We start from the raw sequence: 12658 nt of genomic DNA on the forward strand, positions 1-12658 counted from the left end.
GCCCCGTACCGACGAGCGATACGGGGCCGATGCGCGTTCCGGTACTCAGTGGTGCCCGAAGTTGGGATCCCGCTTCTCGGTGAAGGCGGCCATGCCTTCCTTCTGATCCTGGGTTGCGAACGCCGAGTGGAACACTCGCCGCTCGAAGCGCACGCCCTCGGACAGCGTCGATTCGAACGCGCGGTTGACGGATTCCTTGACCATCATCGCGATCGGCAGCGACATGTCGGCGATCTTCGACGCCGTGGCGATGGCCTCGTCCATGAGGTCGATCGCCGGGACCACCCGCGCGACCAGACCGGCCCGCTCGGCCTCCTCGGCGTCAATCGTCCGCCCGGTGAGGCACAGGTCCATCGCCTTCGCCTTCCCGACGGCCCGCGTGAGTCGCTGCGAGCCACCGATACCCGGGAGGACACCCAGCTTGATCTCGGGCTGACCGAACTTCGCCGAATCCGCGGCGAGCAGCACGTCGCACATCATCGCGAGCTCACAGCCGCCCCCGAGCGCATACCCGGCGACGGCGGCGACGATGGGCTTGCGGGCCGCGGCCAGCCGGTCCCACGCCGAGAACCAGTCGTCGAGGTACATCTCCATGAACGACTTGCTCTGCATCTCCTTGATGTCGGCGCCGGCCGCGAACGCGCGATCCGAGCCGGTGATCAGGATGGCGCCGATACCGCGGTCGCGCTCGAAGTCGTCGACGGCGGCCACCACCTCCGACATCAACTGCGCGTTCAGCGCATTGAGCGCCTCGGGACGGTTGAGCGTGATCATGCCCACCCGACCCGTGCGTCCGACCAGAATGGTCTCGTAGTCCGTCATCGAGTGCCTCCGTTCGACCTGTCCCTGATGTCCCTGATGATCGCCGAGAAGTCCTCCCCGCCGTGTCCGGTCTCGTGGAACCGCCGGTACAGCTCGGCCGCGCGCATGCTGAGCTCGGCATCGACACCGTTGGCGCGCAACGCGTTCGATGCAAGACCGAGATCCTTGTCCATGAGCGCCGCAGCGAACCCCGGCTGGTAGTTGTTGTTCGCCGGGCTCGTCGGCACCGGTCCCGGGACCGGGCAGTTGGTGGTGAGCGCCCAGCACTGCCCCGACGCGTTGGATGCGACGTCGAACAGTGCCTGGTTGCTCAGGCCCAGCTTCTCGCCCAGCACGAACGCCTCGCTGATCGCGATCATCGAGACGCCGAGGATCATGTTGTTGCAGATCTTCGCCGCCTGGCCGACGCCCGGACCGCCGCAGTGGACCACCTTGCGGCCCATCACCTCGAGCAGCGGGTGCGCCGCCTCGAAGTCCTCGTCGGCGCCGCCGACCATGAACGCGAGGGTGCCCGCGCTCGCGCCCATGACACCGCCTGACACCGGAGCGTCGACGCTGCGGTGTCCGGCCAGCTCGGCCAGCTCGTGGGCCGCGCGGGCGTCGGCGACGTCGATCGTGGAGCAGTCCACGAACAGCGTGCCCGGCCGCGCTGCCGCCAGCAGCCCACTCTCGTACAGGTCCAGCACGTGCTTGCCGCTGGGCAGCATCGTGATGACGACATCGGCGTCGGTGGCCGCGGCGTGCGCCGACGGGGCGACGGTCACGCCGTCTCGGCGGGCCTGGTCGAGCGCGGCCTCGGCGAGGTCGAACCCGTTGACGCGGTAGCCCGCCTTCGCCAGGTTCGCGGCCATCGGACCGCCCATGTGGCCTAGTCCGACGAACCCTACGGTGACATCGGTACTGCTCATCGCTGTTCCTCCCCACTCACGAGTGCCGCGGTCAGGCCCAGTTCGGCCTCGCCGAGCGACTCGAAGAATCGATCCACGTGTTCGTCGGTGACCGCCTCGAGGGTCGACGGCGACCATGCGGGGTTACGGTCCTTCTCTACCACCTGCGCCCGGATGCCCTCCACCAGATCGTGGGATCCGAGGCACGCCAACGACACCCGGTACTCCTGATCCAGCACGGCCTCGAGGCGGTCGAGCTCACGCGCGCGCCGCAGCGCCCGCAACGTCACCTTCGCCGCGGTCGGCGACTTCGCGAGGATCTGGTCGGCGGCGGCATCGGCCTCCGGGATGCCGCTGGAGCGCAGGTTCGCGACGATCTCCTCGACGGTGTCGGCCGCGTAGGCCGCGTCGATCCAATCCTGCCGGGCCGCCAGGTCCGACGCCGGCGCAGGCTCGGCGAACTCGGCGAGCGCCGACTCCACAGATCCGCCGACGAGTGCCTCCTCGAGGGCGGCGATCCGGTCGGACGGGACGAAGTGGTCGGCGAAGCCGCAGTGGATCGCGTCGCCCGCCGTCAAACGCGCCGTGGTGAGCGCGATATGGGTCCCGAGTTCACCGGGCGCCCGCGACAGCAGGTAGGTGCCACCGACGTCGGGCACGAATCCGATGCCCACCTCCGGCATCCCGATCATCGACCGCTCGGTCACGACCCGGACCTTGCCGTGCGCCGAGACGCCGACGCCGCCGCCCATGACGATGCCGTCCATGATCGCGACGTACGGCTTGCCGTAGCGGGCGATCGCGGCGTTGAGCACGTACTCGTCCCGCCAGAAGTCCCGCGAGCCGTTACCGCCCTCGCGGGCATCGTGGTAGATCGAGACGATGTCGCCGCCCGCGCACAGGCCACGCTCGCCGGCGCCCCGCAGCAGCACCGCGCGGACCGCGTCGTCGTCCGACCATTCGAGCAGCGCGGCGGCCATCTGCCGCACCATGGCATGGTTCAGTGCGTTGATCGCCTTGGGCCGGTTGAGTGTGATCCGCCCGAGGTCGCCGACCCGGTCGACAATGACCTCGCGGACCTCGGCGTCGTCGCTTCCGAGAGATTCGCTCACGCCGGGCCCGCCGATCCGACGACCGAGCGGGCCACCACGATCCGCATGATCTCGTTGGTCCCCTCCAGGATCTGGTGCACCCGCAGGTCACGCACGATCTTCTCCAATCCGTATTCCGCCAGATAGCCGTAGCCGCCGTGCAGCTGCAGCGCCTTGTTCGCGACGTCGAACCCGGTGTCGGTGGCGAACCGCTTGGCCATCGCGCACAGCTCCACCTTGTCCGCGGTGTCCGCGTCGAGCGCGTCCGCGGCCCGCCACAGCAGGGTGCGTGCGGCCTCGAGCTCGATCCGCATGTCGGCCAACTGGAACTGCAGCGCCTGCGACTCGATCAGCGCCGACCCGAACGCCTTGCGCTCCGCGAGGTACGCGACCGCCTTGTCGAGCGCGGCCTGCGCCCCGCCCACCGAGCACGCGGCGATGTTGAGCCGCCCGCCGTTGAGCCCCTTCATCGCGATCCGGAAGCCCTCGCCCTCGCCACCGAGCAGGTTCGCCGCCGGCACCCGCACCTCGTCGAGGATCACCTGGCGGGTGGGCTGCGCGTTCCAGCCCATCTTCTTCTCGTTGGCGCCGAACGACAGTCCGGGCGCGTCCTTCGGCACGATGAACGCCGAGATGCCGCGGGCGCCGACCGACCCGGTCCGCGCCATGACGACGTAGACGTCGGAGGTGCCGGCCCCGGAGATGAACTGCTTGACGCCCGTGAGGACGTAGTCGTCGCCGTCGCGAACGGCCTTGGTGCTCAGGGCCGCCGCGTCGGATCCGGCGCCCGGCTCGGTGAGGCAGTAGCTGCCCAACTGCTCCATCGACGCCAGTCCCGGCACCCAGCGGCGCCGCTGCTCGTCGTCGCCGAACTCGTCGATCATCCACGTCACCATGTTGTGGATGGAGATGTACGCGGCGATCGACGGGCAGCCCGTCGCGAGCTGCTCGAAGATGCGGACGCCGTCGAGTCGGGTCAGGCCGGAGCCGCCCACGTCCTCGCGGATGTAGATGCCGCCCATGCCGAGCGCGCCGGCCTTGCGCAGCACATCCACCGGGAAGTGCTTGGTCTGGTCCCATTCGATCGCGTTGGGCGCCAGGTACTCCGCGGCGAAGTCGCGCGCGGTGTCGCTGATGGCGCGCTCGTCGTCGGAAAGTCTGAACATTGCCTTCGCTCCTAGTTCGTCGTCAGGATCACGCTGTGGCCGCCGTCGTCAGAGAGATTTCGCGATGATCCCCTTCATGACCTCGTTGGCACCCGCGTAGATCTTCTGCACCCGTGCGTCCTCGTACATGCGGGCAACGAGGTACTCGCGCATGTACCCGTAACCACCGTGCAGCTGCACGCAGCGGTCGACGACCTCGCACTGTTTGTCGGTGAGCCAGTACTTCGCCATGGCCGCTTCCGCCGCGTCGAGGTCTCCCCGCAGGTGTTCCCGGATACAGTGGTCGAGAAACACCTCGCACGTTCGTGCAATCGTCTGACACTCGGCGAGTTCGAACGCCGTGTTCTGGAACTCGAACAGGCTGTGGCCGAACGCCTGCCGGGACTTGACGTAGGCGACGGTTTCCTCGACGGCCCGGTTCATGGCACCCGACGCCTGGGCCGCGATGATCAACCGTTCCTGGACGAGTTGCGCGACGAGCTGACCGAAGCCTCGGCCCTCCTCACCCAACCGGTTCGAAACCGGAACCCTCACATCGACGAAGGACAGTTCGGAGGTGTCCGCGGCGTGCTGCCCCACCTTGTCGAGCACCCGTCCCACCGTGAATCCGGGGCAGTCCCGCAGGTCGACGATCAACAACGAGATTCCCCGGGCGCCGGCCTTGGGATCCGTCTTGACCGCCAGGACGATCATGTCGGCCGACGAACCGTTGGTGATGAACGTCTTGGAACCGTTGACGACGTAGTGGTCGCCGTCCCTGACGGCCGTCGTCCGGATGGCCTTGAGGTCGGACCCTGCGCCCGGTTCGGTCATCCCGATGGCGCCGAGGATCTCCCCGGACGCCATGCCGGGCAGCCAGGTCCGCTTCTGCTCCTCCGTGCCGTACTCGTTGATGTAGTGCGCGACGATTCCGCTGTGTACGGAGACCCCGAACGCGAGGTCACCCGCATAGCCCTGCGCCTCGAACACCGCGAGATCGTGCGCGAACGTACCTCCGCCGCCACCGTATTCCTCGGGAATCGAGCAGCAGAGCAGTCCGAGCTTGCCGGCCGTGTGCCAGACGTCGCGATCGATGCGGCGCTGCGCCTCCCACTTCTCGTTGTTGGCGACGACCTCGCGTTCGAAGAATCCGGCCGCCAGTTCGGAGAGCGCCCTGACCTCGTCGTCGTGCCAGCTCGGCACGTACTTCTTCACCGCGTCAGTCCATCGTGGGGATGACGAAGTGGTCCGCATGCTCCTTGACACCGGAGGGCCAGCGCTGCGTGACCGTCTTGGTCTTGGTGTAGAAGCGGATCGAGTCCGGACCGTGCTGGTTGAGGTCGCCGAATCCGGACCGCTTCCAGCCGCCGAACGTGTGGTAGGCGATCGGCACGGGGATCGGGACGTTGACGCCGACCATGCCGGTGTCGACCCGGGCGCAGAAGTCGCGGGCGGTGTCACCGTCGCGGGTGAAGATCGCGACGCCGTTGCCGTACTCGTGCTCGCTCGGCAGGCGCAGCGCCTCCTCGTAGTCGTGCGCGCGCACCACCTGCAGGACGGGTCCGAAGATCTCCTCCTTGTAGATCCGCATCTCCGGGGTGACGCGGTCGAACAGCGTTGCGCCGGCGAAGAATCCGTCCTCGTGGCCGTCGAGCGTGAAGCCGCGGCCGTCGACCACCAGCTCGGCGCCCTCGTCGACACCGATCTGCACGTAGTTGTTCACCCGGGCCAGGGCGTCGGCGCCGACGAGCGGGCCGAAGTCGGCGTTCTCGTCGTCGGAGGTGCCGATCCTCAGCTTGCCGACCCGCTCGGTGAGCTTCGCGACGAGCGCGTCGGCGGTCTCCTCACCGACCGGCACGGCGACCGAGATGGCCATGCAGCGCTCACCGGCGGAGCCGTAGCCGGCGCCGACGAGGGCGTCCGCGACCTGGTCGAGGTCGGCGTCGGGCATCACGATCGCGTGGTTCTTGGCACCGCCGAAGCACTGCGCGCGCTTGCCGTGCGCCGCGGCGGTCTCGTAGATGTACTGCGCGATCGGGGTGGAGCCGACGAAGCCGAGGGCCTTGACCCGCGGATCGGTGAGCAGCACGTCGACCGCGCCCTTGTCACCGTTGACGACGTTGAAGACGCCCGGCGGCAGGCCCGCCTCGAGGAACAGCTCGGCCAGCCGCAGCGGCACCGACGGGTCCCGCTCGGACGGCTTGAGGATGAACGCATTGCCGCACGCGAGAGCGGGCGCGGCCTTCCACAGCGGGATCATCGCGGGGAAGTTGAACGGCGTGATGCCGGCGACCACGCCGAGGGGCTGACGCATCGAGAACACGTCGATGCCGCTACCGGCGCTCTCGGTGTACTCGCCCTTGAGCAGGTGCGGGATACCGACGGCGAACTCGACCACCTCGAGGCCGCGCTGGATGTCGCCCTTCGCGTCGGCGATGGTCTTGCCGTGCTCGGAGGACAGCAGTCGCGCGAGCGGCTCCATCTCCTCCTGGATCAGCTGCAGGAACCGCATCAGGACGCGGGCGCGGCGCTGCGGATTCCATGCCGCCCACTCCCGCTGCGCATCAACAGCATTCGCGATCACTGCCTCGGTCTCGGCCTTGTCGGCGAGCGGCACGCGCGCCTGCACCTGCCCCGTGTTGGGGTCGTACACGTCGGCGAATTGGCCGGACGTTCCGGGGGTGCGCTTGCCGCCGATGAAATGGGAGAGCTCTCGAACGCTCATTGTCCGAACCCGTCCTTTGCTGGTCGCTGCGGGGAGGCGAAGGAGACACACGTCACCTTCAACATTCTTCGCTGATCCTATAGTTGGAAGTCCATGTAAGTCCAGGGTTTGATCCCGACAATTGCCCGAACCGCAGCTCAGGGGGTCAAAGGTGGGCGAGAATGACGATCCGTACGCCTGCCTCACGCCGTTGTCTGCAGGATGGAGATCACCCGATGGACTCCCCGAGCACACCGCTACTCGACGCGATCGATCACCCGCTGAGCCGTCGCTCGCTCATGGGCGGTGCCGGCGCGCTACTGCTGGCCGGCATGGCGGGCGCGACCACGCGTGCGGGCGCATCCCCGCAACCGGCCGTCGCCCAACAGCCCGGCAGCGTGCCGCGTCGACCCAACATCGTCGTCGTGATCACCGACCAGGAACGCCGACCGATGTTCTGGCCCGAAGGATGGGCGGAGCAGAACCTGCCCAACCGTAAACGGCTGGCCGACACCGGATTGTCGTTCGACAACTCGTTCTGCAACGCGGCGATGTGCTCGCCGAGTCGCAGTACGTTCTTCACCGGCCTCTACCCGGCGCAGCACGGCGTCACCGCGACACTCACCGAGGGCGGGACGGTCTCCCCCACCGAGCCGACCCTGCCACTGGACAGCCAGAACATGGCCAAGCTGCTGGAATCGGCCGGCTACAACGTGCACTACCGCGGCAAGTGGCACATGAGCAAGGGCTCCGACGGCGGCGACCCGTCCGGCGCCGATCTCGCCGCCTACGGATTCCAGGGCTGGATTCCGCCCGAGGGCGGCCAGGACACCAACCCCGACCACTTCGGTGGCGGGTGCGCCGATCTCGACAGCCGCTACGCGGCCGAGGCCGTGGACTTCCTGCACGGCCTCGCCGCCGGCGACGACACCCCGTTCGCGCTCATCGTCTCGTTCGTCAACCCGCACGACGTGCTGGCCTATCCGCAGACGTGGGACGCGATCAACGGAACCTGCGACAACTACGGTTCCGACGCCCCCGGCATCTTCCAGCAGGGCATCGAACTGCCACCGACCTACGACGAGAAGCTCGCCGCGAACTTCAAACCCACCGCGCAGGTGCAATCCGAGTTGCTGCTGGCCGCCGGACTCGGACCGCTGGTCGGCCCCGACGCCGCCCACAACTACGCCAACTTCTACGCCTACATGCACGAGGTGGTCGACGAACACATCGGTGCCGTGCTCGACGCGCTCGAATCCCAGCCCGGCAGAAGGGATTCGACGGTGGTGATCCGGATGTCGGACCACGGCGAGATGGGACTCTCGCACGGCGGGCTGCGGCAGAAGGTGTTCAACGCCTACGAGGAGACCCTCCGCGTGCCGATGGTCATCAGCAACCCGGTGATGTTCCCGCAACCGGTGCGGACCGGCGCCCTCGCCACACTGATCGACGTGATGCCCACGCTCGCCACCCTCGCCGACGTCCCCGACCGGTCCGCGTGGGACTTCAAGGGCGTCGATCTGATGCCGGTCGTGACCGACGCGGCCGCCCACCCGCAGTCACCGAGCGCCGAGGTGCAGGAGGTCGTCCACTTCACCTACGACGACCAGAACTGCGCCACCCCCGACGGACAGAACATCGTCACCCAGCCCAACCACATGCGCACCATCCGGGACCGACGCTGGAAGTACTCGGCCTACTTCGACCCCGCCGGTGTGGTGCCCCCGCAGTTCGAGATGTACGACCTCGACACCGACCCGCTCGAACTGCACAACCGCGCCGATCCGTTGAACATCACGTGGTTCGCACCGGCACAGGCGATGACCATGCACGCCAAACTGTTCGAGGCCATGGACCGCTGCGGCACCACCCCGGCGAAGGGCCTGAGCCCGGTGCCGTTCGGGAGCTAGTCGGCGGCCCTCCGACAAGTCCTCGCATCAGTTCGAGACTTCGTCGGAACGCGCACTGCGCCGCTGAACGAAAACGTCGTCGGCGGTCCCGAAACTCACTTCGCCCATAGACTCTCCGCTCCCAAGGCAGGCCGTTCTATCCGATCGTGATGCGCCGTAAGCACGTTGTCTCGACCAGATCCCAGTCCAAGTCGACTCCCAGGCCCGGTTTGTTGGGTGCTCGCACATGTCCGGTGTCGTCGACTCTGATGTGGTCGAGGGCCGCGAACTCCATCGGCTCGATGGGCATAGCCTGTTCGAAGTAGCGGCAATTCGGATAGGCAAGCATGAGGTGGAGGTTTGCCGCCTGGGAGAGCGTGTACCCCCAGGATTGAAGCTCGACATTCATCGAACTCGCACGGGCAAGTTCCATCACGCGGCGCGCACCGGTAATGCCGCCGGCCAGCGTGGCATCGACGCGCGCGTGATCCCAACAACCCGCCTCGATACCGGATCTGATGAGCTCGGGCGTCAGAATCTCATTGCCTGCAGGCAGAATCTCGATTCCAAGCTTGCTCCGCAACCATCGATATCCGTCGAGGTCGGCGTCGGGTAAGGGCGCCTCGAACCACGTGTAATCCAACTCCTCGAGCCGCCGGCCGACCCGGAGCGCATCGCGACGGCTGTACCGGCCCTCGACGTCGAGCATCCATGCGACATCCAGATGCCCGTAGCGCTCGGCAATCGCGTCGACCAATTCCAGGTCACGGTCCGGGTAGCACCAAGTGTGGAATTTGACGGCCCGATACCCGGCATCGAGGTACTCGGCCGTCGCATCCAAGTACTCACCGATCGTGGGGAAGAAGGGCGTGCTCGCGTACGCCTGAATCTCGTGGCGGAACCCGCCCAGTAGTCGGTACAGCGGCACACCCAAGGATTTCGACTCGAGATCCCACAATGCAATGTCCAGCGGCGCCAGCGAAACCGGAAGCATCGAGGCACACCGGTTCGCCATCAGCACATGCAGACGTTCGCGCTGGGTCGGATCCTGCCCGATCAGCGCACTACCGACATGCTCGATCGCATGTCCCAGTGCGACGTCGACACCGCCCTCCGTCCACGAAATCGCCGCACCCACCCCGAATCGACCGTCGCTTGCGGTGATCCGAACGATCGTGTTGGTGATGTGCAGCTCGTCGTAGTGCGCAGAGGTGCGATATCGAGCGTCAGGATTCGCGAGGACGAAGACATCGACGGACTCGATGAACCCCGGTTCTGCAACGCGGGATTCGGCGATTCCTCGATCGAAGTTCGATGCAGTCATGATTGCCCACCCCAGCCGATCCTGACCCGGTACCGCTCGAGCAGGTCCTCGTCCAGTTCGATTCCGAGGCCGGGACGATCGCTGACCAGAACGTGTCCATCGACAAGAGGCGGCGGGTTCGTCACCAAACTCGTCGACAACGGGCTTGTACTGCGCGAGTATTCGACCAGGTCGCCGCCAGGCGTTGCCGCGAGGAATTGCACCGTGGCCGCCAGCAGAATGCCGGTGCTGAATCCGTGCGGGACCAGGCGGGTGCTGTACTCGTCGGCCAGTGCCTGGATCCGCCGCATCTCGGTGATCCCACCGCATCGGGTGATGTCCGGCTGGACGATGTCGGGCGTTGTCTCACGGATGAACTCGGCAAACTCGGCTCGTGTGGTCAGGCACTCTCCACCTGTGATCGGTGTGCCCGACGCCTCGGCGAGGCGCCTCAACCCGTAATGGTCATCTGCTGCGAGCGGCTCCTCGATCCAGGACAGACCGAACTCGGACATGCGCCGTTCCTGCTCCTGCGCATACCGGTAGTTCCGCCACCGGTACACGAGGTCGACGGCCAATTCGGCATCGGCGCCCACTTCGTCACGTACCGACCGCAGTACCGCGGCATCATGCTCGGGATCGAGTCCGAACAATCCCCCGCCCAGTTTCATACGGTTCAGGCCCTCCTCCTGGAGTCCTGCGACGATGCGCCGGTTCGCATCGGGGTCGTCGTCAGGAATGAAGGTGCCGTAGGCGGGGATCCGATCGCGCACCCGGCCGCCGAGGAGCCGGTGGACCGGCTCACCGTAGTACTGCGACGCGATGTCCCACAGGGCGATATCGATTGCGCTGATGGCGTGAATGGCAGCGCCGCGGCGGCCCATGTAAGACGAGTACTCGTACATCTTTCGCCACATGCGCTCGATGTCGAGCGGATTCTCGCCGACCAGGATCTCGCGCAGGCCGATGCTGGTGGAATGCGACGACGGTGTGTCCACGAGCGCACACATCACGGCAGGAGAGCTGTCGGCCTCGCCGATGCCGATCAGTCCTTGATCGGTGTGAACCCGGACGAGGAAGGCGTCCTCACCCCACTCGCACTGCTCGGTCAACCCAGGAACCCGGAGCCAGATCGGCTCGACGTCAATGATCTTCATCGCGGCGTGCTGCTCTCTTTCTCCAACGCGTCTTCCGCTGGGTCCGCAATCTCCTCCGGTCGCACGAGCCCGGATTCGGGATCGACTCGGGGACCGTCCTGCCGAAGCCACCGGGTGAGGCCGACGATCTGCATCCCGAGCAGGAACAGAAACGGAATCGCGGTCAGTGTCAGACCTGTCTTGAGCGTCCCGAGGTTTGCGTTGATCGCCAACATCGCCATCGGAATCGCTGCGAGCATGACGACCCAGAACAGACGGAGGCCGCGAGCGGGATCGGTGCCCACCGGGAGGTTTCGGGTGCTCACCGCCGCAACTGTGAACGAGGTGGCATCCATGTGGGACGCCAAGAACAGCAGCATGATCACGAAGTAGACCACCGAGAACACCTGCCCCAGCGGCAGGGAGTTCAGCAGCTGCGCCACCGCGAAGTCGCCACCGCGCGTGGTGAGCAGCTCGGGCGCGTTGACGGTGCCGTTGACGGTCTCGTTCATCGCGTAGCTCGACAACACGCCGAAGAAGAACATGATTCCGGCGCACCCGCCCACTACCAGCCCGATCACCGTCTGACGAATGGTGCGGCCCTTGGAGACTCGCGCAATGAAGATCGCGACACCGGGCAGGTAGGAGATCCAGTACAACCAGTAGAAGACGGTCCAGTCACGCGTGAACGAGCCCCCACCATTGGGATCGGTGAACAACGACATATGGACGAAGTTCTGGATCTCGAGCCCGAGACCGTTGGTGATGTTGTTGGTGATGAACTCGGTCGGGCCGATGATGTACACGACTGCAGCGAAGCCGAACGCAGCGAGGACCGCGATCTTCGCGAGCTTCTGCAAGCCCTTGTCGATACCGATGAACGAGCTCAAGCCGAACACCAAGGTAGACCCAGCCAGGATCACGGCCTTGATCCAGAACGAGTCCTCCACTCCGGCCAGCCCGGATACACCGGCCGAAACCGTATTCACCGTGACCGTGACCGTGAGGATCAGGCCACCGAACGTACCGAAGAGGAACAGCAGGTCGATCACACGACCCCAGACGCCGCCGGCGCGCATACGCCCGTTTACGGCCTCGATGTTGCCGGCATAACTGAGTCGTCGTCCCCGCCGAACGTGGAAGTAGTACGCCATCGAGATGCCCGCCACCACGTACATCGACCAAGCAATCGGACCCCAGTGGAAGAACGCATAGGCGATTCCCATGTCCATCGCTTCACGAGACTCAGGTTCGATGTTGAGTCCTGGCGTTTGGTAGTAGTACGCCCACTCCATGAAAGCCCAGTACATCGTCGCCGAGCCGAGGCCGGCGGAGATGAACATGAACAGCCAGCTGGGCGTGGAGTATTCAGGCTTGCCCTCGCCGAGCTTGATCTTTCCGAAACGCGAGATAGCAAGCCCGACGGCAAGGATGAAACAGCCGAAGCCCATCAACTGGACCGGCGCACCGAATATGCGTGTCGAGGCGTTGAACACCGTATTCGCGCCGTTCTGCGCTTGGTCCGGCCAGATCAAAAGCGCGACGACGACCAACCCGACAACGACGAGGGCGCCGATTGCCAGGACGAGATCCACTCTCGGTCGACGAGCCGCCGACGCTTCCGCTACCGCCGGCGCGGTATCCACTGCGGTCATTTCTTCTCCTATGAAGCGAGATGCGC

Annotated in this window: 10 protein-coding genes; 1 reads left to right on the forward strand and 9 read right to left on the reverse strand. The window is 66.2% G+C overall.

Annotation, left to right across the window (positions count from 1 at the left end):
- Positions 1 to 45: 45 nt before the first annotated feature.
- From AB4Z09_RS19630 to AB4Z09_RS19655, 6 genes are read right to left on the reverse strand one after another with little or no spacing between them, the layout of a single operon-like run.
- Positions 46 to 822 (reverse strand): enoyl-CoA hydratase, encoded by a 777-nt coding sequence (locus tag AB4Z09_RS19630; protein WP_174909453.1) that lies wholly within the window; start codon positions 820 to 822, stop codon positions 46 to 48.
- Positions 819 to 1730 (reverse strand): 3-hydroxyisobutyrate dehydrogenase, encoded by a 912-nt coding sequence (gene mmsB / locus AB4Z09_RS19635; RefSeq protein WP_442240490.1) that lies wholly within the window; start codon positions 1728 to 1730, stop codon positions 819 to 821. Before mmsB ends, AB4Z09_RS19630 begins: the two co-directional genes overlap by 4 nt.
- A complete protein-coding gene (locus AB4Z09_RS19640) occupies positions 1727 to 2821 on the reverse strand; it encodes an enoyl-CoA hydratase/isomerase family protein (protein WP_174909449.1) in 1095 nt (364 codons plus the stop codon). Before AB4Z09_RS19640 ends, mmsB begins: the two co-directional genes overlap by 4 nt.
- A complete protein-coding gene (locus AB4Z09_RS19645; protein WP_114722219.1) occupies positions 2818 to 3966 on the reverse strand; it encodes an isobutyryl-CoA dehydrogenase in 1149 nt (382 codons plus the stop codon). The genes AB4Z09_RS19640 and AB4Z09_RS19645 overlap by 4 nt, the downstream gene beginning before the upstream one ends.
- 48 nt (positions 3967 to 4014) lie before the next feature.
- A complete protein-coding gene (locus tag AB4Z09_RS19650) occupies positions 4015 to 5160 on the reverse strand; it encodes an acyl-CoA dehydrogenase family protein (RefSeq protein ID WP_174909447.1) in 1146 nt (381 codons plus the stop codon).
- Between the two features lie 4 nt (positions 5161 to 5164).
- A complete protein-coding gene (locus AB4Z09_RS19655) occupies positions 5165 to 6670 on the reverse strand; it encodes a CoA-acylating methylmalonate-semialdehyde dehydrogenase (RefSeq protein WP_114722221.1) in 1506 nt (501 codons plus the stop codon).
- Positions 6671 to 6885: 215 nt separating this feature from the next.
- Here AB4Z09_RS19655 and AB4Z09_RS19660 point away from each other — a divergent pair, with 215 nt between their 5' ends.
- A complete protein-coding gene (locus AB4Z09_RS19660; protein WP_442240491.1) occupies positions 6886 to 8559 on the forward strand; it encodes a sulfatase-like hydrolase/transferase in 1674 nt (557 codons plus the stop codon).
- A 136-nt stretch (positions 8560 to 8695) separates the two neighbouring features.
- Here the strand turns inward: AB4Z09_RS19660 and AB4Z09_RS19665 are convergent, their stop codons facing one another.
- Genes AB4Z09_RS19665 through AB4Z09_RS19675 form a run of 3 tightly spaced genes read right to left on the reverse strand, consistent with a single transcriptional unit; the run spans position 8696 to position 12632 of the window.
- Positions 8696 to 9862 (reverse strand): mandelate racemase/muconate lactonizing enzyme family protein, encoded by a 1167-nt coding sequence (locus AB4Z09_RS19665; RefSeq protein ID WP_442240492.1) that lies wholly within the window; start codon positions 9860 to 9862, stop codon positions 8696 to 8698.
- Positions 9859 to 10998, reverse strand: coding sequence for a mandelate racemase/muconate lactonizing enzyme family protein (locus AB4Z09_RS19670; RefSeq protein WP_442240493.1), 1140 nt, complete (start codon positions 10996 to 10998; stop codon positions 9859 to 9861). Before AB4Z09_RS19670 ends, AB4Z09_RS19665 begins: the two co-directional genes overlap by 4 nt.
- Positions 10995 to 12632, reverse strand: coding sequence for a BCCT family transporter (locus tag AB4Z09_RS19675; RefSeq protein ID WP_429517953.1), 1638 nt, complete (start codon positions 12630 to 12632; stop codon positions 10995 to 10997). Before AB4Z09_RS19675 ends, AB4Z09_RS19670 begins: the two co-directional genes overlap by 4 nt.
- Between the last annotated feature and the right edge of the window lie 26 nt (positions 12633 to 12658).

The organism is Rhodococcus sp. TAF43 (assembly GCF_052113525.1).
GTDB lineage: Bacteria > Actinomycetota > Actinomycetes > Mycobacteriales > Mycobacteriaceae > Prescottella.

Bases quoted from the DNA above. Each gene is read 5' to 3' on its own strand.
- AB4Z09_RS19630 (WP_174909453.1), bottom strand. From the start codon at position 822: ATGACGGACTACGAGACCATTCTGGTCGGACGCACGGGTCGGGTGGGC.
- mmsB (WP_442240490.1), bottom strand. From the start codon at position 1,730: ATGAGCAGTACCGATGTCACCGTAGGGTTCGTCGGACTAGGCCACATG.
- AB4Z09_RS19645 (WP_114722219.1), bottom strand. From the start codon at position 3,966: ATGTTCAGACTTTCCGACGACGAGCGCGCCATCAGCGACACCGCGCGC.
- AB4Z09_RS19655 (WP_114722221.1), bottom strand. From the start codon at position 6,670: ATGAGCGTTCGAGAGCTCTCCCATTTCATCGGCGGCAAGCGCACCCCC.
- AB4Z09_RS19660 (WP_442240491.1), top strand. From the start codon at position 6,886: ATGGACTCCCCGAGCACACCGCTACTCGACGCGATCGATCACCCGCTG.
- AB4Z09_RS19665 (WP_442240492.1), bottom strand. From the start codon at position 9,862: ATGACTGCATCGAACTTCGATCGAGGAATCGCCGAATCCCGCGTTGCA.
- AB4Z09_RS19670 (WP_442240493.1), bottom strand. From the start codon at position 10,998: ATGAAGATCATTGACGTCGAGCCGATCTGGCTCCGGGTTCCTGGGTTG.
- AB4Z09_RS19675 (WP_429517953.1), bottom strand. From the start codon at position 12,632: ATGACCGCAGTGGATACCGCGCCGGCGGTAGCGGAAGCGTCGGCGGCT.